We start from the raw sequence: 23,454 nt of genomic DNA, 5'->3' as shown, positions 1-23,454 counted from the left end.
GGTTCATCCGGCCGTGATACGGACGCATTCGGCCACCGTGTCGCGCAGGCTCCCGGTCCGCGCCAGGGTCTCGCGCTGGATCCGTGCCCCGTTCCCGCGCCGGACCACGGCGGCCAGGGCCTTCTCCGCGGCTTCCAGGTCACCGCTGTCCTTGAGCGCGTCCCGCACATGGTCCAGCAGGGCCGCGAGAACATCGGGCGCGGGCTCCGGCCGCCAGGTCCGGGGGTGGACAAGACTGCCCTCCAGACCCGAGCGGCCCGCCTGCCAGGAGGCCGCGCGCAGCAGGGACGTACCGGCGCCCGACGGCGGCTCACCGGCCCGCCACTCCCGGGCGGCCGTCTCCACCAGTCCTCGTACGAGGGTGGCCAGCAGCACGGTGTCGGCCGGGTCCAGACAGACGTCGGCGATCCTGACCTCCACCGTGGGGTAGCGGTGCGAGAGGCGCGCGTCGAAGTAGACCATCCCCTCGTCCTTGAGCACTCCGGTGGCGACCAGGGACCGCACCCCGGCGTGGTACGCCTCGGCGGAGCCGTGGACGTCCGCCGGGCCGGCCGAGGGCCACCGCCCCCACACCTGGCTGCGGTAACTGCTGTACTGGCTGTCCTGCCCCTGCCAGAACGGCGAGTTGGCGCTCAGGGCGAGCAGCACGGGCAGCCAGCAGCGCATCCGGTCGAGGACGGCGACGCCCTCCTCGTCCGAGGCCACCGAGACATGGACGTGGCAGCCGCAGGTCAGCTGCTCCTGGGCGGTGAGACCGAAGCGCTCCGCCATCCACCGGTACCGCTCCCCCGTGCCGATCTTCGGGCTGACCGGGAGGGGAGAGGTCGCCAAGGCCACGACCGACGCGCCGGCGTCGGCGGCGTGTTGGACCGCCTGCGCACGCCACCGGCGGACCGAGTCGGCGAGTTCTCCCATGTCCGCGCAAGGGTGCGTGGAGAACTCCAGTTGCTGGCGGTGCAGCTCCGCCTCGAAGGGCGACTCCCCGGCTGTCTCCTTCTCGGCGATCGCCAGCACAGCCGATGACAGCGCGCGGGCCTCCCCGCTGTCCTCGTCGACCAGCAGCAGCTCTTCCTCGACACCCACCGTGCGGATCACGGGGCCTCCCCTTCGACGCTCGGCAGATCAGGCGGACAGGACGGAGTCGTCCGCGGGGCGGGCGCCGGGCAACCGATGGCGGGCGGCGACCAGCGCGCTGTCCACGTCCCTCGTGCCGGTCGACACGCACAGCGTGTACGCCACGTCGTCCATGCGCTGCCTGGCCTCCTGGCCGCCGTTCTCCGCGTGCAGCAGGCGCAGGGCCTCGTACTGCTCGATCAGATTGCGCAGCACCGTGGGGTGGGCCATCAGCATGCGGGGATCCTTCCGCGGGGTCGGTCGGGTGACGTCGCGACCGAGTGGTGCGACATGGTGCCCGGGTGGGGCATCGCCCCGGGTACCCACGCCCGGGCAGGTCACACTCCGCGGACGGCGCTTCCACCGCCGGCTCCCGCGGCACGTGCCGGGCCGGTGGCCCGGAGCTCCCAATATGGCCGGACCACACGGGCCCCGCACCTTCTCATCCGCCTCTCCGGAGCGTGGCGCGGGAGGCCGCGCCCCTGTGTCCCCCGCCTCATCGGGCCGGGTGACTGCTTCGCCCGGCAGCGGGTACCCACCTGGGCGGATCACTCCTCCCCGGGCGCTCCGGGGCCGTACGGAAGGAAGCTCTCATGACCGACCGCAGGCCGGAAGGCACCGCCTACACCGGGGCTTCCGGCAGCCCGCCCCCCGTGCCGGCGGACATGCCTGACCAGCAGAACCAGGAGGGCGAGGACGCCCTCGACATACCGGTGCCGGACCGGGTGGCCCGCCAGAAGGACGAACCCGATCTGGACGAGGCGGGCGCCGGCCGGAACGAGCCGCGCAACGCGAGCGCGCACCCCGAGGAGCACCCCGTCCCCGACGAGGCGACGGGCTGACCCGCCGCCTCCGTCCCGCGCGACATGCCGGTGCCCCAGCCCCTTCCGAGGGGCTGGGGCACCGGCATGTCGTGGGTTCAGTGGTGCCCGCGCGCGCTGCTCGACGCGCCGCCGAACAGCCGGGCCAGCGCCCGGAAGGGCAACGTGACCACGGTGGCGATGGCTCCTCCGATGGAGCGAAGCACGTCCGCGATGGCCTTCAGCATGGATCTGCCCTCCGTTCTCGCTCCCAGAGGTTTCCAGGGGCGTTGGGTTCGCGAGCCACCGCGTACCCGTGGAGCGGCACTCCAATCCGCCGGATCACGGTCCAGAACGCCCTGGAGCCCCGGAGCGCGTCGCGCTCCGGGGCTCCAGGGTCGGTCAACCCGGGATCAGGCGGTGGTGATGTTCTCCGCCTGCGGGCCCTTCTGGCCCTGGGTGATGTCGAAGGTCACCGCCTGGCCTTCCTGGAGCTCACGGAAGCCGGTGGAGTTGATGTTGGAGTAGTGCGCGAAGACGTCGGGGCCGCCGCCGTCCTGCGCGATGAAGCCGAAGCCCTTTTCCGAGTTGAACCACTTGACGGTTCCGCTGGCCATGCCTGTACCTCTCAGCAGTAAACGGATCCGCACCGCGCGGACCCGGAGGTGATCGCCCTGGTTCTCAGGCACTGCACAGCAAAACGCCCGCGCCAGGCGCGGGCAGGTACTGCGAACCACGACATCTGACCGCGACGCTACACGGCGAGATCACTCCTCACCAGAGAGCAACGCCATTTTGGTGTCGATCCTCTTCACGGTGACCGGTCCGCGCCCTGCCGATCGGACTCCGTTCAGGTCCTGTCGGCACCCCTGGCGACGTTCCGCGCCCACAGGACCAGCGGCACCTGGACGGGCAGGCGGGCCCAGGCCGCAACCTGCTGCGGCCCGGGCCGGTGACGCCAGTCGAGGGCCATCTGCACATTGGCCGGAAATACCCCGACGAAGAGGCCCGCGGTCATCCGGGCGGCAGGCGCCCGGGTCCGGGGGTGGGCAAGACCCGCGGCCAGGACGAGTTCGACCACGCCGCTGCCATAGGTCCAGGCACGCGGCGCTCCGGGCAGGATCCGAGGAACCATGGAATCAAAGGCTTTCGGTACGGCGAAGTGGAGCACGGCCGCCCCGCCCACGAACCCGGCGAGCAGGACGGCGGAACGCTTCTGGCGGGACATGCTTCTCCTTCGGCCACAGGACTTACTTGCGAGTAAGCTACGGGCATCCCTCGCTTGGCGCACCCCTCAGAGCGCCAGCAGCCGCCAGAGCAGCAGCAGTCCGACCGTGGTGACGAAGACTCCCGCGGCCAGGGCCAGCGCACCCCGGCGTACGTTGTCGGGCTGGAATCCGCCGAGAACGCTGAAGCACAGCCGCGCCCCGTGGCCGAGGAACAGCGCCCCGCTCAGAGTGATGGCGACTCCGATGACGATGGCGTCCCACTGGCTCTCGAACGCCCTCTGGTACGGCCCTGGCTCCCGCGTGGCCAGGACGTATCCGCCCGAGGTGAACAGGGCGGCGGGGAAGGCCACCAGGCCGAAGAGGACGGTCAGGCGTCGGATCACCGCAGCGACCCTCCTTCCACGGGAAAGCGGGAGAGACGTTCGCGGACCGACCCTTTCAGCCGCTCCTCCCACCGGTCCCGCTCGGCGACATGGGTGAACAGCTCCCGCATCCGGTTCACTTCTTCGATCATGGCGTGCTCTTCCACCGCGAACCGGCGGTTCAGCGGCCGTTCGACCAACAGCAGGAGGGCGGCGCAGGCCGCGAGCGAGAGCACCGCAACGGTCAGGCCGACGGCCAGGAGCGCACCCCCGGGACCGTCGCCCGTGGCGGCGGCCAGCGCCAGCACCGCCGGGATCAGCACCGCCAGCGCGGCCGAGGCGATGCGGGGCCGGCGGACCCGCCGCCGCCGCGCGGTCAGGGCCCGGAGCCCGGCCAACCGCCGTTCGGCGGCTGCCAGCGTGCGCAGGAACGCCGCTCCGCCGTCGATCGCGCCCATGTCAATCCCCGTTCCGCTGCGTGATGAGCGTCTGGAGTTCCTGGCCGAGGTGGGTGCGCAGCGCACCGATCTGTGTGTCGTCGAGCTGGGACGTCCGTGCGGGCAGTCCGGGGAGGAACTGGTGGCGGATCAACCGTGAGGCCATCGGGAGGACGGACAGGCGCAATGACGTCTCGTTCTCCAGGTCCCGCAGGAGGGCGGCGAACGCGGACTCGCGGCCTGGGGGGCCGGGGATGTAGTGGTCTCGCGCCTCGTCCAGCCGGTCCCAGTACAGATCGGTCTTGGACACCACGACGACCAGCCAGCGCAGCCGTGTGGCCAGCTGCCCGTCGATGATCGCGTCCACCAGGAGCCGGAAGTCGGCCGCCTCCTTGCGCAGGTGCCAGCCGCGGACGGCTTCCTGGTCGACGACGCCGTCGGCGGTGAGCGCGTCGTGGACGTCGCGCTGTGCGCCACGCTGCCAGATCCTGTTGTGCCCCCAGCAGACGACGTGCACGATGCCCTGCGGGGAGGCCGCGCCCCGCATCGTGTCGTGCAGAGCCCGTTCGCGCTGGGTGGACAGCTGCCCCGGGATGACGGTGACAGCTGCCCGGGTGCGGCGGCTTCCGGAGCGCAGGACCGTGGCGTGCTTCTCGATGTCCGGGCTGCGGGAGCTGTCGCCGTCGCCCGTGCGGATCGATTGTGTCAGCGCGTCGTACAGGACGCTCTTGCCCGCCCCCGCCTCGCCGGTGACGGCGATGGGGTTGACGGAGAGGCCGAGGCGTCCGTGCAGCGTGGCCGCGCCCACCGCGGCCCCCGGGCCGCCGCCGTCGACGGCGTGCCGGACGCTCTCCCACCGCGATCGAGTGTTCTCCCAGACGTCGGGCACGCGCGCAACTCCCCCGGGTAGGCCGATGGGGAGATGCTAGCGATCAACTGAAGTCGATACACGGGGACTTGCGGAATCGAGGGCGGCCGGAAACCGAGGCTGCTACTGGATGAACCGGGGCAGCCAGCGCGCCTGGTAGTCGGGGTGGCCCGCGTATTCGGCGGCGAGCTGCCGTACGGCGAAGCCGAGCCCCACCGCACGGCCGGAGCGGAAGTCCTCGGCCGGGCGGTCCGTGTCCAGGTCGGCCACCTCGACGTACTCGCCGACCATGACGCGGTTCGTCTCGATGCGCTCCAGGGTCCGCGCGGGGTTCTGGAGCGCGATGTGCTGGTCGAAGCCCCGGCCCCGCACCGTGAACGCCACTCCGCCGGTGCGGTCGTGGACCTCGCCCGGCACGTCGGCCGGGCACCGCCATCGGTCCCCGCCTGCGGCCAGCGCGACGTGTTCCTCGTCGGCGAGCCGCGCCTGGACGAAGGCCACCATGTCTGCGTTGCCGCCCATGTGGATGCCGCTCCCTTGCGCTGATGGATCTCTGCACGCGATACGGGGAGCATTCTGGTGGACCGGACGCGGGGCGATCCACCTTCGTATCCGGTTCACCCCACCGTGTCCCCCGTGTTCCCCCCGTTCCCGGCGGCCTGGTCGGCGAGGAGCTTGTACAGGGGTTCGGTCTCGCGGCGGCGGTACTCCTGCACCGCCCAGCCGTTGCCGTCCGGGTCGGTGAAGTGCATGAAGGTCCCCCCGTCGTCGGGGGCGTACCGCTGCGGTTCGGAGACCTCGACGCCCCGGCCGACGAGTTCGGCGTGCGCGGCGGCGATGTCGGTGACGCAGAGCTGGAGGCCGTGGTACGTGCCCGGCTGCGGGGTTCCCGTCGGGCTGGGCAGCCCGTCGGTGAGGGCGATCGAACAGCCGGATCCCGGCGGCGTCAGCTGGACCACGCGGGCGCCCGGCATCACCTCGTCGTCGATGTCGACGTGGAAGCCGAGCTTGTCCCGGTAGAAGTCCCGGGCCCGGTCGATGTCGGTCACGGGAAGCACGATCACTTCGAGGGTCCAGTCCATGGGTCACAGCCCTTTCGTGGGTCGGTCGGTGTCCGGTCCGGCCGTGGATCGTCCGGGTCGGGCGATGATGCGTCCGGGTCGGGCCGGGCCTGGCCCGCTTCACGGCCCCCGACCGTCACCCCGTCCCCGTCCCCGCCCCCGTCCGCTCCGCCCTCGGGCGCGAGCGGCATCCCGCCTCCCTGAAGGCGGGCGAGGTCGGAGGACCGCACCTGGATGACGAACAGGGCGACCAGAGCGGCGAGCACGGCGAAGCAGGCCGCGACGACGAAGGCGCTGGAGACGCCCGAGGTGAGCACCTCGTCGCCCCAGGGCGGTGGCAGCTGGCCGGTCCTGCGGAACTCCTGGAGCTGGGCGGGGGTGCCCTCCCGGAGGAACTGCGGCGCCTGTTCGCTCGCCTCGTTCCGGCTGGCCGTGCCGAACGTCGTGACGAGGATCGACAGACCCAGGGACCCGCCGACCTGCTGGGAGGCGTTGAGCGTTCCGGAGGCGGCGCCTGCCTCCTTCGGGGCGATCCCCGAGACCGCCATCAGGGTCAGCGATACGAACTGCATGCCCATCCCGAAGCCGAACACCAGCATCGGGCCGAGGATCGACCCCAGGTAGGAGCTGTGGACGTCGGTCAGCGTCAGCCAGCCGAGCCCGGAAGCGGCCAGGAGCGCGCCGACCACCATGAAGGGTTTGGGTCCCCAGCGGGGAAGCAACTGCGAGGCCAGGCCGGCGCTGATCGCGATGACGGCGCTGACCGGCAGGAAGGCGAGTCCGGCCCGCAACGGGCTGAAGTCGAGGACGTCCTGGACGAAGAGGGTCAGGAAGAAGAACATCCCGAAGATCGCCGCGGAGAGACACAGCATCATCGTGTAGGTGCCGGCCCGGTTGCGGTCGCGGAACAGCGCCAGCGGGGTGATCGGCTGTCTGGAGCGGCTCTCGATGGCGATGAACGTGCCGAGGAGGACCACGGCGGCGGCGAACGATCCGAGCGTGACCGAGTCGGTCCAGCCCTCTTCGGAGGCGCGGATGAAGCCGTAGACCAGCAACACCATGCCGGCGGTGGAGGTGAGTGCGCCCGCCACGTCGAAGTGGCCGGGACGGCGTTCGGACTCCGGGATGAAGCGCGGGGTCGCGAAGGCGATCAGCAGGCCGATCGGGACGTTGACGAACAGGACCCAGCGCCAGTCCAGCCACTCCACCAGCATCCCGCCGGCGAGCAGTCCGATCGCGCTGCCGCCCGCCGAGACACCGGCGAACACCCCGAACGCGCGGTTGCGTTCGGGGCCTTCGCGGAAGGTGGTGGTGATCAGCGACAGGGCGGTCGGCGAGGCGATCGCGCCGCCGACGCCCTGGAGGGAGCGGGCGGCCAGCAACTGCCAGCCCTCCTGGGACAGTCCGCCGAGCAGCGAGGCGAAGACGAAGAGGAGCACGCCGAAGATGAAGACCCTGCGGCGGCCGAGGATGTCGCCGAGGCGTCCGCCGAGCAGCAGCAGTCCGCCGAAGGTCAACGTGTACGCGTTGACGACCCAGGAGAGGTTCTCCGTGGAGAACCCCAGGTCCTTCTGCATGTGAGGCAGCGCGATGTTGACGATGGTGACGTCGAGCACCACCATCAGCTGGCACGAGGCGATGACCAGCAGCGCCAGTCCGCTCCGGTGCCGGTCGTGCGCTGTGGCCGTGGGGGTGGGTGTCGCGCGGGAGCCCGTCATGGTGGAGTTCGTCTCTCGTGCCGGGGGCAGTGCCCGGCGTGAGCGCGGGCGATCACCCGACCGACGTTATGCCGGAAATGAGAGGTCCGCCATTCGAGCGAGCAGCCTGCCGCACACGCCACCGCGACCTCACTGGAGCGCGCGGACCGCGGTGCGGAAGACGGCGGGCGCCCGGTGGGCCGCGGCGACGATCAGCCGGCCCGAGGACGGGTGGCCCGCCGCGCTCAGCAGGGCCGCGGTGAGCAGGCGGTAGCGCCGGGTGACCCGCGCCCACCGGCCGGGGTAGTCCTCGGGCCGCCCGTCGCTCAGGCAGTCGACCGCGGCCGTCGCTGTGGCGACCGCGAGGGCGATGCCCTCCCCGGTGAGGGCGTCCACGTAGCCCGCGGCGTCGCCGACCAGCAGGACGCGCCCGGCCCGTCGGCCCAGCGCCCGCTGACGCAGCGGACCGGCTCCGCGTACGGGAGTGGCCCCCGGGCCGTCCGCGAGCCGGGCCGCGAGGGCGGGGAAGGCGGCCAGGTGCTGGTCGTAGGGGCGGCGGTCGCGGCTCAGGACCGCCACGCCCACCAGGCGCTCGCCGACCGGGGTCACGTACGCCTCGCCGTGCCGGGACCAGTACACCTCGACGTGGTCCGTCCAGGGGGCGAGCGGGTAGTGGCGGCGCAGCCCGTAGCGTCCGGGGCCGGGGACCGGGTGGTCGAGGCCCAGGGCGCGGCGCAGCGGCGAGTGGAGCCCGTCGGCGGCGATGAGCCAGCGTGCGGTGAGTCCGGCAGCGGTGACGGTGTGCTGGTCCTGCCGGATCTCGCCCACCTTGGCGGCGACGAAGCGGATGCCGAGGGCTGCGGCCCGCTCGTGCAGAGCCGCGTGGAGTTCCGTGCGGCGGACGCCCGCGCCCGGGCCGCCCCGGAAGGCCGCTTCCGCGCTGCGCAGGCCGTCCGTGTAACGGATGCCGCGCAATTCGTGGCCTCTCACCCGGACGCCCAGATCGCGCAGGGCCGCGACGCCGCCGGGCATGATGCCTTCGCCGCACGCCTTGTCGACGGGGGCGGTGCGCGGCTCGACCACCACCGCTTCCAGGCCCGCGGAGGCGGCCCGGATCGCGGCGGCGAGGCCGGCCGGTCCGCCGCCCGCGACGAGGACGTCGATCACGCCCGTGCGTCCACGGCCGGGAGGCGGGCCAGCGCCCCGTCCTCGCAGCGGATCCGGACGACCATGAGCGCGGCGTTGAGGACGGTGAACACCAGGGCGGTCACCCACGCCCCGTGGACCAGGGGCAGCGCGTGGCCTTCGGCGGCGACGGCGACGTAGTTGGGGTGGCTCAGCCACCGGTAGGGGCCGCCGGTGACCCGGAGCAGGCCGGGGACGACGATGACGCGGGTGTTCCAGCGGGGGCCGAGCGTACGGATGCACCACCAGCGCAGCGCCTGCGCGGCCACGACGACGGCGACCATGACCCAGCCCAGGACGGGCGGGAAGGGACGCTCGGCGAATCGGACCTCCGCCAGGCAGCCGGCCAGGAGCGCGGTGTGCAGCGCGACCATCGCCGGATAGTGTCCGCGGCCCGACTCGACGCCGCCCCGGGCGAGGCTCCAGCGGGTGTTGCGGCGGGCCACCACGAGTTCGGCGAGGCGCTCGGCGGCGACGGCGAGCACGAGGGCGGTGTACCAGGTCATGGGCCGTTCCTTCCTACCAGCGCAGCAGCACCAGTTCGCAGCAGAATCCCGGTCCCATGGCGAGCAGCAGTCCGGGGGTGCCCGGCTCCGGCCGGCGCTGTTCGATGGTGTCCCGCAGGACGTGCAGGACCGAGGACGAGGACAGGTTGCCGATGTCGGCCAGCGAGCGCCAGGTGACGTCGAGCGCCCCCTCGCGCAGGGCGAGGACCTCGGTCACCGCCTCCAGGACCTTGGGGCCGCCCGGGTGGCAGACCCAGTGGGCGACGTCCTTCGGTTTGAGTCCGTGTTCGCCGAGGAACTCCCGTACGTCGTCGGCGAGGTAGTGCCGCACGACGTCGGGCACGCCGGGATCGAGGACGACGCGGAATCCGGTGGATCCGATGTCCCAGCCCATGACGTGCTCGGTGTCCGGGTACATCCGGCTGCGGGTGGCCACGATCTCGGGCCCGGCGACGGCCCGGCGCCCGCCGAGGGCGACGACGGCGGCCGCCCCGTCCCCGAACAGCGCGGTCGCCACGAGGTTGGCGGGCGAGGTGTCGTGGCGCTGGAAGGTGAGGGAGCAGAGCTCGACCGAAAGGAGCACGGCCACGTCGTCGGGGCGGCCGAGGAGGTAGTCGTGCAGCCGGGCCGTTCCGGCGGCTCCGGCGACACAGCCGAGGCCGAAGACAGGCAGCCGTTTGACGTCGGACCGCATGCCCAGCCGGGTGACGAGCCGGGCGTCGATCGAGGGGGCGGCGATACCGGTGACGGAGGTGAACATCAGCAGGTCGACATCGGTGGGGCGCAGTCCCGCCGTCCGCAGCGCCCCGCGTACGGCTTGGGCGCCGAGGTCGACGGCGGACCGGATGAACACGTCGTTGGACGGGCCGAAGCCGTCGAGGCCGCCGTAGCCGTCCAGCGGCAGCACGGTGTGCCGGCTGCGGACCCGGGCGTTCTCGTGGAGCCGGTCGAGGACGCGGCGGTCGGCCCCGGGCGGCAGGCAGGTCCGGGCCTCCATGTCGGTGACCTCGCGCTGGGTGTGACGGTGCGGTGGCAGAGCCCCGTGCACCGCGGCGATGCGGGTCATCCTGCCTCCTGCTTCGGTGGCGTCATGCCCCCATCCTGCCCACAAGGTGGTGCGAAACGGCGCAAAAGACCCGCCAGGTCGTGGCATTGACGGGGCGACAGCCGCCTACGATCGCCCGATGGACGCCACGGAGAGGGTGAGCCCGGCGGGTTCCGTTCCGGTCGACGCCGCTCCTGCCGGTGCCGGGCGGCGGGGCGGATGGGTCTTGGGGCTCACGCTCGCTTGCCACCCCGGCCCTGCGCTCGCGGTGACCGCGCTCGCCTGCGTCCTCGCCCTGGGCTCCGGCCTCGGCGGTCCCCGTTCCGCGCTGGTCACTGCGGCCGTGCTGACCGGCCAGTTGTCGGTCGGCTGGTGCAACGACGCGTACGACGCGCGGCGTGACGCCCGGGCGGGCCGCCCGGGGAAGCCCGCGGCCGACGGCACGGTCGGGGCGGGTGCGGTGTGGGCGGCGGCAGCGGTCGCGCTGGCCGTGTGCGTACCGCTCTCGCTGGGCTGCGGGGTTCTCGCCGGTACGGTGCACCTCGCCGCGGTCGCGGCCGCCTGGCTCTACAACCTGCGGCTCAAAGCGACCGCCCTGTCCTGGCTGCCCTACGTGGCGGGATTCGGCGCCCTGCCCGCCGCCGTCGCCCTCTCGGCGCCCGGCGGGCCGGCGCCCCGGTGGTGGACGGCGGCGGCAGGGGCCCTGCTCGGGTTCGCGGCACATCTGGCCGACACGCTCCCGGACATCGCGGAGGACCGGGCGGCCGGGATCCGGGGCCTTCCGCACCGGCTGGGCGACCGGGGGACCCGGCTGCTGCTGCCGCTGCCGCTCCTCGGCGCGACGGCGGTGCTGGCGTTCGGGCCGCCCGGGCCGGTGGACGCCGGGGGTGCGGCAGCGCTTGCCCTGGCCGGTGCGGCGGCGCTCGCGGGTCCGGCGCTCGGCCGCCGGTGGCGCAAGGCGGCACTGGCCGGAGCGGTGGCCGTGGCGGCGGTGGATCTGGCGCTGCTGCTGGTCCGGGGCGTGGCGGCTGGCTGAACGGGCCCGCGCCGAGAGCTGCCTGACACTGCGTCAAGTTACGCGTCCGGATGACATGACCATGCGAAGACCGTTGACAAATCCGAAACAGCGCAGAAATCTGTGAACCTCTGGCCGCAAAAGATTGACTTGTGGACTCAAATATTGTGGAAGCAGAGGACATCATGAGATGGAAGCGACTCACCGGACGGACGGTCGCCGGGCTCCTGACAGCCGGACTGATCTCCGCCGGACTCCTGCCCGTCACCGCGAGCGCGGCTGAGGCCACGGACCTCGCGCGGGGCAAGACCGTCACCGCCAGCGGATCGCACGGCGGATACCCGGCCGCCAACGCCAACGACGGCAAGGTCGACAGCTACTGGGAATCCAACGGCCATCCCGCCGACCTGACCGTGAAGCTCGGCGCCGACGCGGATGTCCAGTCCGTGGTCGTCAAGCTCAACCCGGACCCGATCTGGGCCACCCGGACACAGGACATCCAAGTGCTCGGCCGGAAGCAGGACGGCACCGCGTTCAGCTCGCTGCGGGCCCGGGCCGGCTATGTGTTCAACCCCAGCTCCAACCGGAACACGGTGACCATCCCGGTCGCCGGCCGGGTCGCCGACCTCCAGCTGAAGTTCTTCTCCAACACCGAGGCGCCCGGCGCCCAGGTCGCCGAGATCCAGGTCTTCGGGACGGCCGCGCCCAACCCGGATCTGACGGTCAGCGCACTGTCCTGGAGCCCGACGTCACCGTCCGAGACGGACGACATCACCGTCCAGGGGACCGTCCGCAACGCCGGCTCGGCCGCCTCCCCCGCGACCACCGTCAATGTGAGCCTGGGCGGCGTGGTCGTGGGCAGCGCGCCGGTCGGCCCCCTCGCGGCCGGGGCCTCGGCCCCGGTCTCGGTCTCGGTCGGCAAGCGGCCGCAGGGGTCGTACACCGTCTCGGCGCTGGTGGACCCGACCGACACGGTCGTCGAGTCGGACAACACCAACAACAGCCGCACCACCGCCTCCCCGCTGGTGGTCGGCCAGAGCCCCGGCCCCGACCTGGAGGTCCGCGCCATCACCTCCAGCCCGGCCAACCCGGCCGTCGGCGCGGCGGTCACCTTCACCGTGGCCGTGCACAACCGCGGCACCAGCGCGGTGAGCGCGGGCACCGTCACCCGGCTGACCGTCGGTTCCACCACGCTCAACGGCACCACCCCGGCCATCGCCGCGGGCGCGACCGCGAACGTCACGGTCGGCGGCAGCTGGACGGCGGCGAGCGGCGGCGCGACCCTGAGCGCCACCGCCGACGCCACGAACCTGGTCGCGGAGACCAGCGAGACCAACAACACCTTCGCCCGGTCCATCGTGGTCGGACGCGGCGCGGCCGTCCCGTACACCGAACTGGAGGCGGAGAAGGCGAACTACCAGGGCACGTTGCTGCAGTCCGACGCCGAACGCACCTTCGGGCACACCAACTTCGCCACCGAGTCCTCCGGCCGCGAGTCGGTGCGGCTCAACTCCACGGGCCAGTACGTGGAGTTCACCTCGACCGCCCCGGCGAACTCGATCGTCGTCCGCAACTCGATCCCGGACGCACCGGGCGGCGGCGGCCGTGAGGCGACCATCAGCCTGTACGCCGACGGCAAGTTCGTCCGCAAGCTCGACCTCTCCTCGAAGCACAGCTGGCTGTACGGGAACACCGACAGCCCCGAGGGGCTCACCAACACGCCGGGCGGCGACGCACGGCGGCTGTTCGACGAGTCCCACGCCCTGCTCACCGAGACCTACCCGGTGGGAACGAAGTTCCGCCTCCAGCGGGACGCGAGCGACAACGCCGCCTTCTACATCATCGACCTGATCGACCTGGAGCAGGTGGCGGCGCCCTCCTCGCAGCCGTCCGGCTGTGTCCCCATCACGACGTACGGCGCGGTGGCGAACGACGGGCTCGACGACACGGCCGCCATCCAGCGCGCGGTGACGGCGAACCAGAACGGTGAGATCGACTGCGTCTGGATCCCGGCGGGCCAGTGGCGCCAGGAGCAGAAGATCCTCACCGACGACCCGCTCGACCGGGGCCAGTGGAACCAGGTCGGCATCCGGGACGTGACGATCCGGGGCGCGGGCATGTGGCACTCCCAGCTCTACACGCTGACCCCGCCGCACGAGGCGGGCGGCATCAACCACCCGCACGAGGGCAACTTCGGTTTCGACATCGACGAGAACACGCAAATCTCCGACATCGCCATCTTCGGCTCGGGCACGATCCGCGGCGGTGACGGCAACCACGAGGGTGGCGTCGCGCTCAACGGCCGGTTCGGCAAGGACACGAAGATCAGCAACGTCTGGATCGAGCACGCCAACGTGGGCGTCTGGGCGGGCCGCGACTTCGACAACATCCAGGAGCTGTGGAACCCGGGCGACGGCGTCGAGTTCACCGGAATGCGGATCCGCAACACGTATGCGGACGGCATCAACTTCGCCAACGGCACCCGGAATTCCACGGTCTACAACTCGTCGTTCCGCAACACCGGCGACGACGCGCTCGCCGTCTGGTCCAGCAAGTACGTCAAGGACCAGTCCGTCGACATCGGCCACGACAACAGCTTCCGCAACAACACCATCCAGCTCCCGTGGCGCGCCAACGGCATCGCGATCTACGGCGGTTACGGCAACAAGATCGAGAACAACCTGATCTCGGACACCATGAACTACCCGGCCATCATGCTGGCGACCGACCACGACCCGCTGCCCTTCTCCGGGCAGACGCTGATCGCCAACAACGGCCTCTACCGCACCGGCGGAGCCTTCTGGAACGAGGACCAGGAGTTCGGTGCGATCACCCTCTTCCCGCAGAACCTGCCGATCCCCGGAGTCACGATCCGCGACACGGACATCGTCGACTCCACCTATGACGGCATCCAGTTCAAGACGGGCGGTGGCCTGATGCCGGACGTCAAGATCCAGAACGTGCGGATCGACAAGTCCAACAACGGCTCCGGCATCCTCGCGATGGGCGGCGCACGCGGCAACGCGACGCTCACCGGCGTGACGATCACCGACTCGCGCGACGGCCATGTGCTGATCGAGCCGGGTTCGCAGTTCACGATCTCCGGCGCCCCGAACGGCGCCCGCGCGAAGCGCTGAACCCCCTGAACGGTTCCCGGGCCGGCGGATCCCCCGCCGGCCCGGGAACACCCTTTCTCCCCGGTGGATTCGGTGGTGCACGGCTCTGGGAAGTGCAAGGCCCCGGGGCTACCCTCCGCGCATGATTCCCACGGTTGTCTGGGGTACCGGCAACGTCGGCCGCGCGGCGATCCGCGCCGTCGAGGCCCATCCGGCACTGACACTCGCCGCCGTCCTCGTGCACGATCCCGCCAAGGCCGGCCGCGACGCGGGCGAACTCGGCGGTCTCGGGCGCACGCTCGGGGTCGCGGCCACCGACGACATCGCCGCCGTCCTGGCCGCCCGCCCCCGGGCGGTGGTCTACGCGGCGTCCGGCGACATCCGTCCCGATGACGCACTGGCCGACATCGGCCGGGCGATCCGGTCCGGTGCGGTGGTCGTCACGCCCTCCCTCTATCCGCTCTACGACCAGCGCAACGCCCCGCCCGAGCTGCGGGACCCGGTCCTGGCCGCCGTCGCCGAGGGCGGCGGCTCCCTCTTCGTCTCCGGTGTCGACCCCGGCTGGGGCAACGACGTCCTGCCCCTGCTGGTCAGCGGCCTCGGTACCGAGGTGGACGTCATCCGCTGCCAGGAGATCTTCGACTACTCCACGTACGAGCAGGAGGATTCGGTACGCCATCTCATCGGGATGGGCCATCCGATGGACTACCAGCCGCTGATGCTGGCGGAGAGTATTCCGACGATGGTGTGGGGCGGTCAGATACGTCTGATGGCACGGGCGCTGGGCGTCGAACTGGACGAGATCCGCGAGACGCTGGACCGGCGGGCGCTGGAGACGGCGGTGACCACGCGCACGATGGGTGCGTTCGCGGCGGGCACCCAGGGCGCCGTGCGCTTCGAGGTGCAGGGCATCGTGGGCGGCGAGCCCCGGATCGTCATCGAGCACATCACCCGGATCCACGCCTCGTGCGCCCCGGACTGGCCCTCCCCGCCCGACGGGGTGGGCGCGCACCGGGTGGTGATCGAGGGGCGGCCCCGTATCGAGGTGACGGTCGAGGCCTCGGACGAGGGCGAGAACCGGTCGGCGGGCGGCAACGCCACCGCGGTCGGGCGGCTCGTCTCGGCGATCGACTGGCTGGTGGACGCGAAGCCGGGGCTGTACGACGCACTGGACGTTCCGCTGCGGCCTGCGGTCGGCAGGCTGGGAAGGAGACCGGCATGATCATCGACATTCCGGAGGGCCAGGAGCCCATCGGTTACGTGTGGGGGGAAATGGTCCCCGGCATCGGCGTGGCGGCCGCCACGTTCTCGATGTCCGTCTACGAGCACACGACCCTGGGGCTGCGGGAGTTCGAGGCGGCCCGGCTGCGGGTGGCGCAGATCAACGGGTGCCTGTTCTGCCTGGACTGGCGGACCGAGCGGGACGGGGCGAAGGTCGAGGAGGAGTTCACCGAGGCGGTGACCCGGTGGCGTACGACCGAGGCCTTCGACGAGCGGACCCGGCTCGCTGCGGAGTACGCCGAGCGGTACACGCTCGACCACCACGGTCTGGACGACGCCTTCTGGCAGCGGATGACCGCGCACTACAGCCAGGCGGAGATCGTGGAGCTGACGATGAGCATCGGCTCGTGGCTGGCGTTCGGGCGGCTCAACCATGTGCTGGGGATCGACGCGGTCTGCGTTCTGCCCGGTCACTGACGGAGTCCGGGGCCGCCGGGTTGGCACTCCCGGCCCCGGGCTCTCCGTGGGCTCCCCGACGTGCGCGGGCCGCCTACAGGTCGGTCGCGATGATCCGTTCGATGTTGCGCTCGGCGAGCGCGGTGATGGTGACGAACGGGTTGACGCTGGTGTTGCCGGGGATCAGCGCACCGTCGATGACGTACAGGCCGGAGTAGCCGCGCAGCCGACCGTAGTTGTCGGTGGCCTTGTCCAGGACGGCACCGCCCAGCGGATGGTAGGTGAGGTGGTCGCCCCAGATCTTGTAGGTCCCGAAGAGGTCCGTGCGGTAGATCGTCCCCTCCTTCTTGTTGATCTTGTCGAAGATGGTCTTCGCGGCGTCGATGGACGGCTGCTTCCACGCCGTCTGCCAGTCCAGTTCCGCCCTCCCCGCCGCCGCGTTCCAGGTGAACCGGGCGCGGTGGGGGTTCTTGGTGATGGAGAGGTAGAACGACGCCCATGTCTCGATGCCGGTGGGCAGGGGGGCGACCTCGGCGAACGCTCCCCCGGCGTCCCAGTTGTCGATGCCGCCGGTGGGGATGGACGACTGGACCTTCCCGGTCGGGTCCCAGAGGTGGTTGGCCCGGCCGCACATCACGTTGCCGTTGTCGCCCCAGCCCCTGCCGATCTCGTCGTTGAGGAGAGGCAGTGCGCCGGTGGCCTTCAGGCCGACGAGCAGTTTGCTGGTGCCGACGCTGCCCGCGGCGAAGAACACCTTGTCCGCGGTGACGGTCTTGGTGACGGTGGTCCGGCCGCCGGTGTCGAGCTGGTCGATGAGCACGGTGTAGCCGCCGCCGGGGGCCGGGGTGACGGTGGTGACCTTGTGGAGCGGGGAGATGGTGACCCGTCCGGTGGCTCTGATCCGGTCGATGTAGGTCTTCTGGAGCGATTTCTTGCCGTAGTTGTTGCCGTAGAGGATCTCGGCGTCCAGCGCTGACTTGGGTACGGTTCCGGCCGCCTCCTGCTTCATGTAGTCCCAGTCGTAGACGGCGGGCACGAAGAGGAACGGGAAGCCGGAGCGCTGGGCGTGTTTTCGGCCGACCCTGGCGTACTGGTAGCAGTCGACGCTGTCGAACCAGGCGGGGTCGATGGTGGTGACGCCCAACCCGCTGTTGGCGCGCGGGTAGTAGGTGCTGTACATCTCCGCGGCGTTCACCGTCGGGAGGATCGCGCCGAAGTTCTCCCGGCGCGGGGTGACGGCCATACCGCCGTTGACCAGGGATCCACCGCCGACGCCCCGGCCCTGGTAGACCGTGATGCCGCCGAACTCCTCGGCGTCGAGGATGCCGGTGTAGCGGTTGACGCTCTTGTCGATGGGGAAGCCGAGGAAGTTGCTCAGCGGCTGCTTGGTGCGGGTGCGCAGCCAGAAGGAGCGGTCGTCCGGCCTGGTGGTGTTGGCGAAGATCTTGCCGTCCGCGCCGGGGGTGTCCCAGGCCATGCCCATCTCGACCATGTGGACGTCCGTGCCCGCCTCGGCGAGCCGGAGGGCGGCCACGGAGCCGCCGTATCCGGTGCCGATGACCAGGACCGCCACATGGGCCCCGGACCCGATCGGCGCCGCAGCCGCACGGACGCCCGCCCACGCCCGTGGAGCGTTTCCGACGATCGCCGCGGCCCCCAGAAGAGAACCTGTTCCAGTGATGAATCTTCGACGCGAAACACCTTTGGCCCCGCTGTCCTGTATGGCAGTGTCGCTCATGTGACCTCTCTCACTTTCGGCAGAGTGCAACAGGTTCTACTGCCGTTCGCGTGGTAAGTCACGAGAAACTTGGGGGTAACTTCCCGGCGACACCCCGACAGCACGAAGGGGCCCCGGACCGTGCGGTCCGGGGCCCCTTCGTGCTGTCGGGTCGCGGGAGGATCAGTAGGCGCCGAAGACGTTGTCGATCGAGCCGTAGCGGTCCGCGGCGTAGTTGCACGCGGCCGTGATGTTGGCGACCGGGTCGTAGCTGTCGGTCGAGGTGCCGGGCACGTGGTAGGCCTGGAACGTCGGGTCGATGACCTGGAGCAGCCCCTTGGACGGGGTGCCCTTGACCGCGTTGGAGTCCCAGTTGTTGATGGCGGCCGGGTTGCCGGAGGACTCGCGCATGATGTTGCGGTGGATGCCCTCGTAGGTGCCGGGGATGCCCTGCTCGGCCATGATCGCCAGGGATTCCTTGATCCAGCCGTCGAGGTCGTTCGTGTAGGTGACGGCCTCCTTCGCGGCGGCCGGAGCAGCCTTTGCCACGGGGGCTGCTTCGATACGCTCCGAACGGTCCGCGCGGTCCGCCGAAGCACCGCGCGCGGCGGACGGGGAAGCCTTGGATGCCTTGCCGTCCGACGAGGCGGCGGACTTGGCCCCGATGACCAGCTTGATACCCGGGTGAATGAGGTCGGGATTCGATCCGATGATCTTCCGGTTGCCTTCGTACAGCTTCTCCCAGCCGCCGCTGACGGAATGCTCACGGGCGATCTTGGAAAGGGTTTCGCCGGCCACCACGGAATGCTTGGCGGGGGCGGCCTTCGCTGCGGAATTCGCCTGGGCGACCACCGCGGCGGGCGCCACGGCCTGCGGTGCGGCGGCAGGCGCGGGAGCGGCGAAGGCGCTGGTGGCACCGATCACCGGGAGAGCGAGGACGGCTCCACCGGTGGTCACGGCGGCAAGGCCGCGGCCGAGCGAGGTGGACTTGGGACGACGGTGCTTACCCTGTGCGGGCATGGGGGATTTCCTCTCCGGCGCCTGCGAGGTGAGCTGTCGGGTTCAGACGGGAGATGTCTGGCCGCATGGTCGTGCGACTTCACCCCAAGCCGTTCCGGTTACGGATCGGCGACTTACCTGGGTCCCCCGCTCCTGCCGTACGTGAGTGGGTTTCGGATTCCCGGACGGCGGCAGGATTCGGCGTTCCATCCGGATTGACGGTGACCGTAGGCGAGAAACATCGGACGGAACAAGCCCCGCATTCCGGATTCCCTATTCCGCGCATGATCGAATAACGGAATTCCCGGATCGGGCCGCGCCGTCGTGGCGTCAACTTTCCTCGCACAGAAGGGAACCGATACGTCCGCTTCGACGTCCGCCCTCGCGGACGTGACGCTCACCACTCCCTCGCGTAGGTGGCGAAATCACACCCCAGCAAATACCCCAGCAACCCATATAAGCCCTTTATTAACCAGGAGCCCCATAGGGGTCAAATCGACCATTTCGGAATAACGAAACCGACTAAACGGGCACTCCAGGCGGGGCCGGTCGAAGGGCCCGCGCGGCGATCGCTTACGGTGTGGGGTGGAGACTAGTAAGCCAACCCTTACCTCCGACGTACGCTGTACCTGCCCGCGTTCGCCCGCCCCGAAGGATCACCACGCCATGACACGCCCCGTCCGCGTCGCCATTGTCGGAGCCGGCCCCGCCGGTATCTACGCTGCGGACGCGCTGCTCAAATCCGAGGTCTGCCAGGACCCTGGGGTCTCCATCGACCTCTTCGAGCGCATGCCCGCACCCTTCGGCCTCATCCGCTACGGCGTGGCCCCCGACCACCCGCGGATCAAGGGGATCGTGAAGGCCCTGCACCAGGTGCTGGACAAGCCCCAGATCCGGCTCTTCGGGAACGTCAGCTACCCGCACGACATCGGCCTGGACGACCTGCGGTCGTTCTACGACGCGGTGATCTTCTCCACCGGCGCCGAGGCCGACCGCGCGCTCGACATCCCCGGCATCGAGCTGGACGGGTCCTACGGAGCGGCCGAGTTCGTCTCCTGGTACGACGGGCACCCCGAGGTCCCGCGCACCTGGCCGCTCACCGCGGAGAAGGTCGCCGTGCTCGGCGTCGGGAACGTGGCCCTGGACGTGGCCCGGGTCCTGGCCAAGACGGCCGACGAGCTGCTGCCCACCGAGATCCCGGACAACGTGTACCAGGGTCTCAAGCAGAACAAGGCGCTGGAGGTGCATGTGTTCGGGCGGCGTGGCCCGGCGCAGGCCAAGTTCAGCCCGATGGAACTGCGGGAGCTGGACCACTCCCCCAACATCGAGGTCATCGTCAACCCCGAGGACATCGAGTACGACGAGGGCTCCATCGCGACCCGCCGCGAGAACAAGCAGGCCAACATGGTCGCGCAGACCCTGGAGAACTGGGCGATCCGCGATGTCGGCGACCGCCCGCACAAGCTGTTCCTGCACTTCTTCGAGTCCCCGGTCGAGATCCTGGGCGAGGACGGCAAGGTCACCGCGCTGCGCACCGAGCGCACCGAGCTGGACGGCACCGGGAACGTCCGGGGCACCGGCCAGTTCACCGACTGGGACATGCAGAGCGTCTACCGTGCCGTCGGGTACTACTCCGAGGAGCTGCCCAAGCTCCCCTTCGACGTCACCTCCGGCACCGTCCCGCACGAGGCGGGCCGCGTCATCGCCGGGGACGAGCACATGGCCTCGGTCTACGTCACCGGCTGGATCAAGCGCGGCCCGATCGGTCTGATCGGACACACCAAGGGCGACGCCAACGAGACGGTCGCCTGCGTCCTGGAGGACCGTGCCGCCGGCCGTCTGCCCGAGCCGGCCACGCCCGCTCCGGAGGCTGTCGAGGCGTTCCTGGAAGGCCGGGGCGTCCGCTACACGACCTGGGAGGGCTGGCACAAGCTGGACGCCCACGAGCAGGCGCTGGGCGCGGCCCAGGGCCGTGAGCGGATCAAGGTCGTGGAGCGCGAGGGCATGCTGGGCGCCTCCGGCGCCTGACCGGCGCTTTCCAGGCACCTTCTAGGAGGCCGGATCCGGGGCACCCGTCGAATGCCCCGGGTCGGGCCTCCTGAACGTGCGCCACAGATCGGGCCCGGGCCCGGGCTCCTGTGCCGTCCGGCGCCGACGGGCGACGGGTGCCTCGGCCCAGCGGGCAGCGAGCAGGAGCGCGATGTCGTCGGGGCGGTCTGTCGCCGCTCTCGCCTCTCCGATGACCTGGTCGGCCGTCTCGGCCAGGGGGACCGCGCCGATGCGTTCGACGGTGGCGCGCAACCGCTCGATGCCCTCGTCGATGTCCGTCCCCGGGCGTTCGATCAGCCCGTCCGTGAACAGGGCCAGCATCGCCCCCGGTTCGAGCCGCATCTCCGTGACCGGGTAGGCCGCGTCGCCGTCGATCCCCAGCACGATGCCGCCGGGCAGGTCCAGCACCTCCGTCCGCCCGTCGGGCCGCCGCAGCACGGGCTGCGGGTGCCCCGCCCGTACGGCACGGGCCACACCGGTCGCCGGGTCGAGCGCGATGTAGCAACAGCTCGCGAACTGGCCCGGATCCAGGTCGATGAGCAGCCGGTTCGTGCCGCTCATCACCTCCTGCGGATCGTGCTTGCTCAGCGCGAACGCCCTCACCGCACTGCGTAGTTGGCCCATCGTCGCAGCGGCGGAAACACCGTGGCCCTGAACGTCCCCGATGACCAGGGCGAGTTCGTGGCCGGTCTCGATGACGTCGTACCAGTCACCGCCCACGTCCATGCCCTGGGTGCCGGAGAGATAGCGGCCCAGCGTGTCCACCCCGTCCGCCTCGGGCAACCGGTGCGGCAGCAGGGCGTCCTGAAGGCCGCGGGCGAGCGCCGACTCGCTGTCGTAGCGCTGGGCGCGCTGCAGGGCCTGCGCGATCAGGCCGGCCAGGGCCGTCAGGACCGTACGCTCCTCCGGGCTGAAGCCGCGCGGCCGGTCGAAGCCGAGGATGCAGGAGCCGACAGGCCGTCCCGAGGCGATGAGCGGCAGGAACGCCCGCGCCCCGACGTCCGCGTCGATCGGGATGCCCGGATAGGCCTCGGCCAGACGCTGCATGGACTCGAAGAAGATCGGACGGCCCGTGGTGAGGGTCTCCACCCCGGGAATGCTGACGTCGAGACCGACCCCGTCGAAGCGGTCGAGGAAACCCTTCGGGAACCCTGTCTCCCAGGCCAGATGGAGATGGCGTTCGTTGAGCAGATAGATCGCGAGCTGACGGCCGCCGAACGCGGGCAGCAGCTCGTCCGTGACCACCGAGGAGACCTGACGGGCCGTGACCGCCTCGGTCAGCGCGATGGCGAGGGCCACGGGCCGGTACAGCGCGGAGGAACGGTCGGCGGTCGAACCGATGCCCAGGCCCGGTGTGGTGACGGAGCCGGGAGCGTAGGCCGGCTGATCGGTCGCCTGGAGGACGACACTCACCCCGTCGTGCCCCGGGTACAGGGACACCGACAGCCAGAGGGCCGGCGGCCGGCGGGCGAGGAAGTGGACGGGCTCGTCGGCGAGCAGGGCCGCCCGGTAGTGGTCCTCGTAGGCCTCGTGCCCGAACCACGGCAGGGCCTGCCACACCGGATGGCCCACGAGCTCGGTGCGGGAGTGGCCGAGCAGTTCCTCGGCGAGGCCGTTGGCGTACGTGATCCGGCCCAGCCGGTCCAGGGAGAGGATTCCCCGGGGCAGCCGATCGGCGGCCTCCGGTACGACGGGCCCCGCACCGAGGTCGACCAGGAAGCCGGTCAGATGGCTGGCGGACACATCGCCGTCCGGGTGCGTCCAGCGGCCGGACAGCTCCAGCAGATGGGACCGGCCGTCGGGGCCGCGCAGCCGCATCCGGCGGACGACCGGCTCGGCGGACTCCACCGTCTGCCGGGCCAGGGCCCACAGCCCGTACACGTCCTCGGGGACCAGCCGTTCGGCGAGCGCGTCCACGGTGCCCGGGAACGCGGCGGGCTCGAAGCCGAGGATCTCGCAGAGTTCGTCGTCGGCGGCGACCTGCCCGGAGTGCAGGTCCCAGTCGAAGCGTCCGACGCGCACCGGCGGCGTGGTCGCGGCGGGCAGTTGTACCGGGACCGGCTCCGCCTCCCACACGCAGTCGACACCCCGTCGCTCCAGATTGGTGAGCGCGGCGCCGAGCCGGCGGCCCAGGCGGCGGAGCCGTTCGCCGTCGGCGGTGGCGACGGGCCGTCCCGGTGTGGAGGAACGCATCACCACGAGCACGCCCATACTCCCCCGGGGCCCGGTGATGGGCACCCACAGGGAACCGAAAGGGAAAGGTAGCCCGGCCATCAGCTGCGGGAAGCGGCGCATGGCCTCCTCCGCGTCGGAGAGCAGCACGGGCCGACCCGAACGGTAGGCCTCGGACACCGGGAAGGGGCGGTTCACATGCATCCGCCACCAGGGCCGGAACAGCGGGCCCGGCAGCCCGGCGAGCACCGCGAGCCGGAGAAGTCCGGGCGTCCGGCTGCGCAGGTAGACGCCGCCGGCGAAGCCGTCGCTCGACTCGACAGCGCTGACGAGAGCCTGGGCGAGAACGAGGGACAGCTCGTCGGGCACACGGCCAGCGTCGGCCGCCCCGGCGACGGTCCCATGT

Annotated in this window: 23 protein-coding genes and 1 riboswitch; of the genes, 6 read left to right on the top strand and 17 right to left on the bottom strand. The window is 71.1% G+C overall.

The annotated features are described in order from the left end of the window. Positions 1–3: 3 nt before the first annotated feature. Positions 4–1,095, bottom strand: coding sequence for a glutamate--cysteine ligase 2 (locus WQO_RS32565; RefSeq protein ID WP_010059186.1), 1,092 nt, complete (start codon positions 1,093–1,095; stop codon positions 4–6). A 27-nt stretch (positions 1,096–1,122) separates the two neighbouring features. Next, entirely contained in the window at positions 1,123–1,350 is a 228-nt protein-coding gene (locus tag WQO_RS32560) for a DUF5133 domain-containing protein (protein WP_010059185.1), read from the bottom strand. 356 nt (positions 1,351–1,706) lie between these two features. On the opposite strand from WQO_RS32560, the gene WQO_RS32555 reads away from it, so the two are divergent. Continuing rightward, positions 1,707–1,955, top strand: a complete 249-nt coding sequence (locus WQO_RS32555; protein WP_010059184.1) for a hypothetical protein — start codon at positions 1,707–1,709, stop codon at positions 1,953–1,955. A 77-nt stretch (positions 1,956–2,032) separates the two neighbouring features. Here WQO_RS32555 and WQO_RS37095 read toward each other — a convergent pair whose 3' ends face one another. From WQO_RS37095 to WQO_RS32500, 12 genes are all read right to left on the bottom strand, one after another. Next, entirely contained in the window at positions 2,033–2,161 is a 129-nt protein-coding gene (locus WQO_RS37095; protein WP_003964321.1) for an LPFR motif small protein, read from the bottom strand. Positions 2,162–2,326: 165 nt separating this feature from the next. After that, positions 2,327–2,530 carry a cold-shock protein gene (locus tag WQO_RS32550; RefSeq protein ID WP_003964323.1) on the bottom strand — a complete coding sequence of 68 codons (204 nt, stop codon included), beginning with the start codon at positions 2,528–2,530 and terminating at the stop codon, positions 2,327–2,329. A gap of 233 nt (positions 2,531–2,763) precedes the next feature. Continuing rightward, positions 2,764–3,141, bottom strand: coding sequence for a DoxX family protein (locus WQO_RS32545; protein ID WP_010059180.1), 378 nt, complete (start codon positions 3,139–3,141; stop codon positions 2,764–2,766). Positions 3,142–3,207: 66 nt separating this feature from the next. After that, positions 3,208–3,525, bottom strand: coding sequence for a hypothetical protein (locus WQO_RS32540; protein ID WP_010059179.1), 318 nt, complete (start codon positions 3,523–3,525; stop codon positions 3,208–3,210). Next, complete coding sequence (locus tag WQO_RS32535) at positions 3,522–3,962, bottom strand: hypothetical protein (RefSeq protein WP_010059178.1); 441 nt, start codon at positions 3,960–3,962, stop codon at positions 3,522–3,524. The genes WQO_RS32540 and WQO_RS32535 overlap by 4 nt, the downstream gene beginning before the upstream one ends. 1 nt (position 3,963) lies before the next feature. Continuing rightward, entirely contained in the window at positions 3,964–4,830 is an 867-nt protein-coding gene (locus WQO_RS32530; protein ID WP_010059177.1) for a hypothetical protein, read from the bottom strand. Positions 4,831–4,932: 102 nt separating this feature from the next. Next, on the bottom strand, positions 4,933–5,331 hold the full coding sequence (locus WQO_RS32525) for a DUF6221 family protein (protein ID WP_010059175.1): 399 nt from the start codon (positions 5,329–5,331) through the stop codon (positions 4,933–4,935). Between the two features lie 95 nt (positions 5,332–5,426). After that, the gene (locus WQO_RS32520) at positions 5,427–5,891 is read right to left on the bottom strand and encodes a VOC family protein (protein ID WP_010059173.1); all 465 of its coding nucleotides are present in this window, start codon (positions 5,889–5,891) and stop codon (positions 5,427–5,429) included. Next, positions 5,870–7,588 (bottom strand): MFS transporter, encoded by a 1,719-nt coding sequence (locus tag WQO_RS32515; protein ID WP_010059171.1) that lies wholly within the window; start codon positions 7,586–7,588, stop codon positions 5,870–5,872. Before WQO_RS32515 ends, WQO_RS32520 begins: the two co-directional genes overlap by 22 nt. A gap of 129 nt (positions 7,589–7,717) precedes the next feature. Continuing rightward, positions 7,718–8,734: an NAD(P)/FAD-dependent oxidoreductase gene (locus tag WQO_RS32510; protein ID WP_010059170.1), complete on the bottom strand. Its 1,017-nt coding sequence runs from the start codon at positions 8,732–8,734 to the stop codon at positions 7,718–7,720. Further along, entirely contained in the window at positions 8,731–9,258 is a 528-nt protein-coding gene (locus WQO_RS32505; protein ID WP_010059169.1) for an isoprenylcysteine carboxyl methyltransferase family protein, read from the bottom strand. The genes WQO_RS32510 and WQO_RS32505 overlap by 4 nt, the downstream gene beginning before the upstream one ends. A 13-nt stretch (positions 9,259–9,271) precedes the next feature. Continuing rightward, positions 9,272–10,324, bottom strand: a complete 1,053-nt coding sequence (locus WQO_RS32500; protein ID WP_010059168.1) for a type III polyketide synthase — start codon at positions 10,322–10,324, stop codon at positions 9,272–9,274. 118 nt (positions 10,325–10,442) lie between these two features. Here WQO_RS32500 and WQO_RS32495 point away from each other — a divergent pair, with 118 nt between their 5' ends. From WQO_RS32495 to WQO_RS32480, 4 genes are all read left to right on the top strand, one after another. Next, positions 10,443–11,339 carry a UbiA family prenyltransferase gene (locus WQO_RS32495; protein WP_029182156.1) on the top strand — a complete coding sequence of 299 codons (897 nt, stop codon included), beginning with the start codon at positions 10,443–10,445 and terminating at the stop codon, positions 11,337–11,339. Between the two features lie 164 nt (positions 11,340–11,503). Next, positions 11,504–14,455 (top strand): CARDB domain-containing protein, encoded by a 2,952-nt coding sequence (locus WQO_RS32490; RefSeq protein WP_010059165.1) that lies wholly within the window; start codon positions 11,504–11,506, stop codon positions 14,453–14,455. A 121-nt stretch (positions 14,456–14,576) separates the two neighbouring features. Next, a complete protein-coding gene (locus WQO_RS32485; RefSeq protein ID WP_010059163.1) occupies positions 14,577–15,656 on the top strand; it encodes an NAD(P)H-dependent amine dehydrogenase family protein in 1,080 nt (359 codons plus the stop codon). Next, on the top strand, positions 15,653–16,132 hold the full coding sequence (locus tag WQO_RS32480) for a carboxymuconolactone decarboxylase family protein (protein WP_010059161.1): 480 nt from the start codon (positions 15,653–15,655) through the stop codon (positions 16,130–16,132). The genes WQO_RS32485 and WQO_RS32480 overlap by 4 nt, the downstream gene beginning before the upstream one ends. A 73-nt stretch (positions 16,133–16,205) precedes the next feature. Here WQO_RS32480 and WQO_RS32475 read toward each other — a convergent pair whose 3' ends face one another. After that, positions 16,206–17,849: a GMC oxidoreductase gene (locus WQO_RS32475; protein ID WP_193407249.1), complete on the bottom strand. Its 1,644-nt coding sequence runs from the start codon at positions 17,847–17,849 to the stop codon at positions 16,206–16,208. A gap of 162 nt (positions 17,850–18,011) precedes the next feature. Continuing rightward, entirely contained in the window at positions 18,012–18,848 is an 837-nt protein-coding gene (locus tag WQO_RS32470) for a transglycosylase SLT domain-containing protein (RefSeq protein ID WP_010059158.1), read from the bottom strand. Between the two features lie 3 nt (positions 18,849–18,851). Continuing rightward, a riboswitch (cyclic di-AMP (ydaO/yuaA leader) is annotated at positions 18,852–19,010 on the bottom strand. Positions 19,011–19,493: 483 nt separating this feature from the next. On the opposite strand from WQO_RS32470, the gene WQO_RS32465 reads away from it, so the two are divergent. Further along, the gene (locus WQO_RS32465; protein WP_010059157.1) at positions 19,494–20,855 is read left to right on the top strand and encodes an FAD-dependent oxidoreductase; all 1,362 of its coding nucleotides are present in this window, start codon (positions 19,494–19,496) and stop codon (positions 20,853–20,855) included. A gap of 21 nt (positions 20,856–20,876) precedes the next feature. Here WQO_RS32465 and WQO_RS32460 read toward each other — a convergent pair whose 3' ends face one another. Further along, entirely contained in the window at positions 20,877–23,417 is a 2,541-nt protein-coding gene (locus WQO_RS32460) for a SpoIIE family protein phosphatase (RefSeq protein WP_010059156.1), read from the bottom strand. Between the last annotated feature and the right edge of the window lie 37 nt (positions 23,418–23,454).

The organism is Streptomyces globisporus C-1027 (assembly GCF_000261345.2).
Classification (GTDB): domain Bacteria; phylum Actinomycetota; class Actinomycetes; order Streptomycetales; family Streptomycetaceae; genus Streptomyces; species Streptomyces pakalii.
The sequence above is the reverse complement of the archived record's forward strand: the minus strand, read 5'-3'. Positions and strand labels throughout refer to the sequence as shown.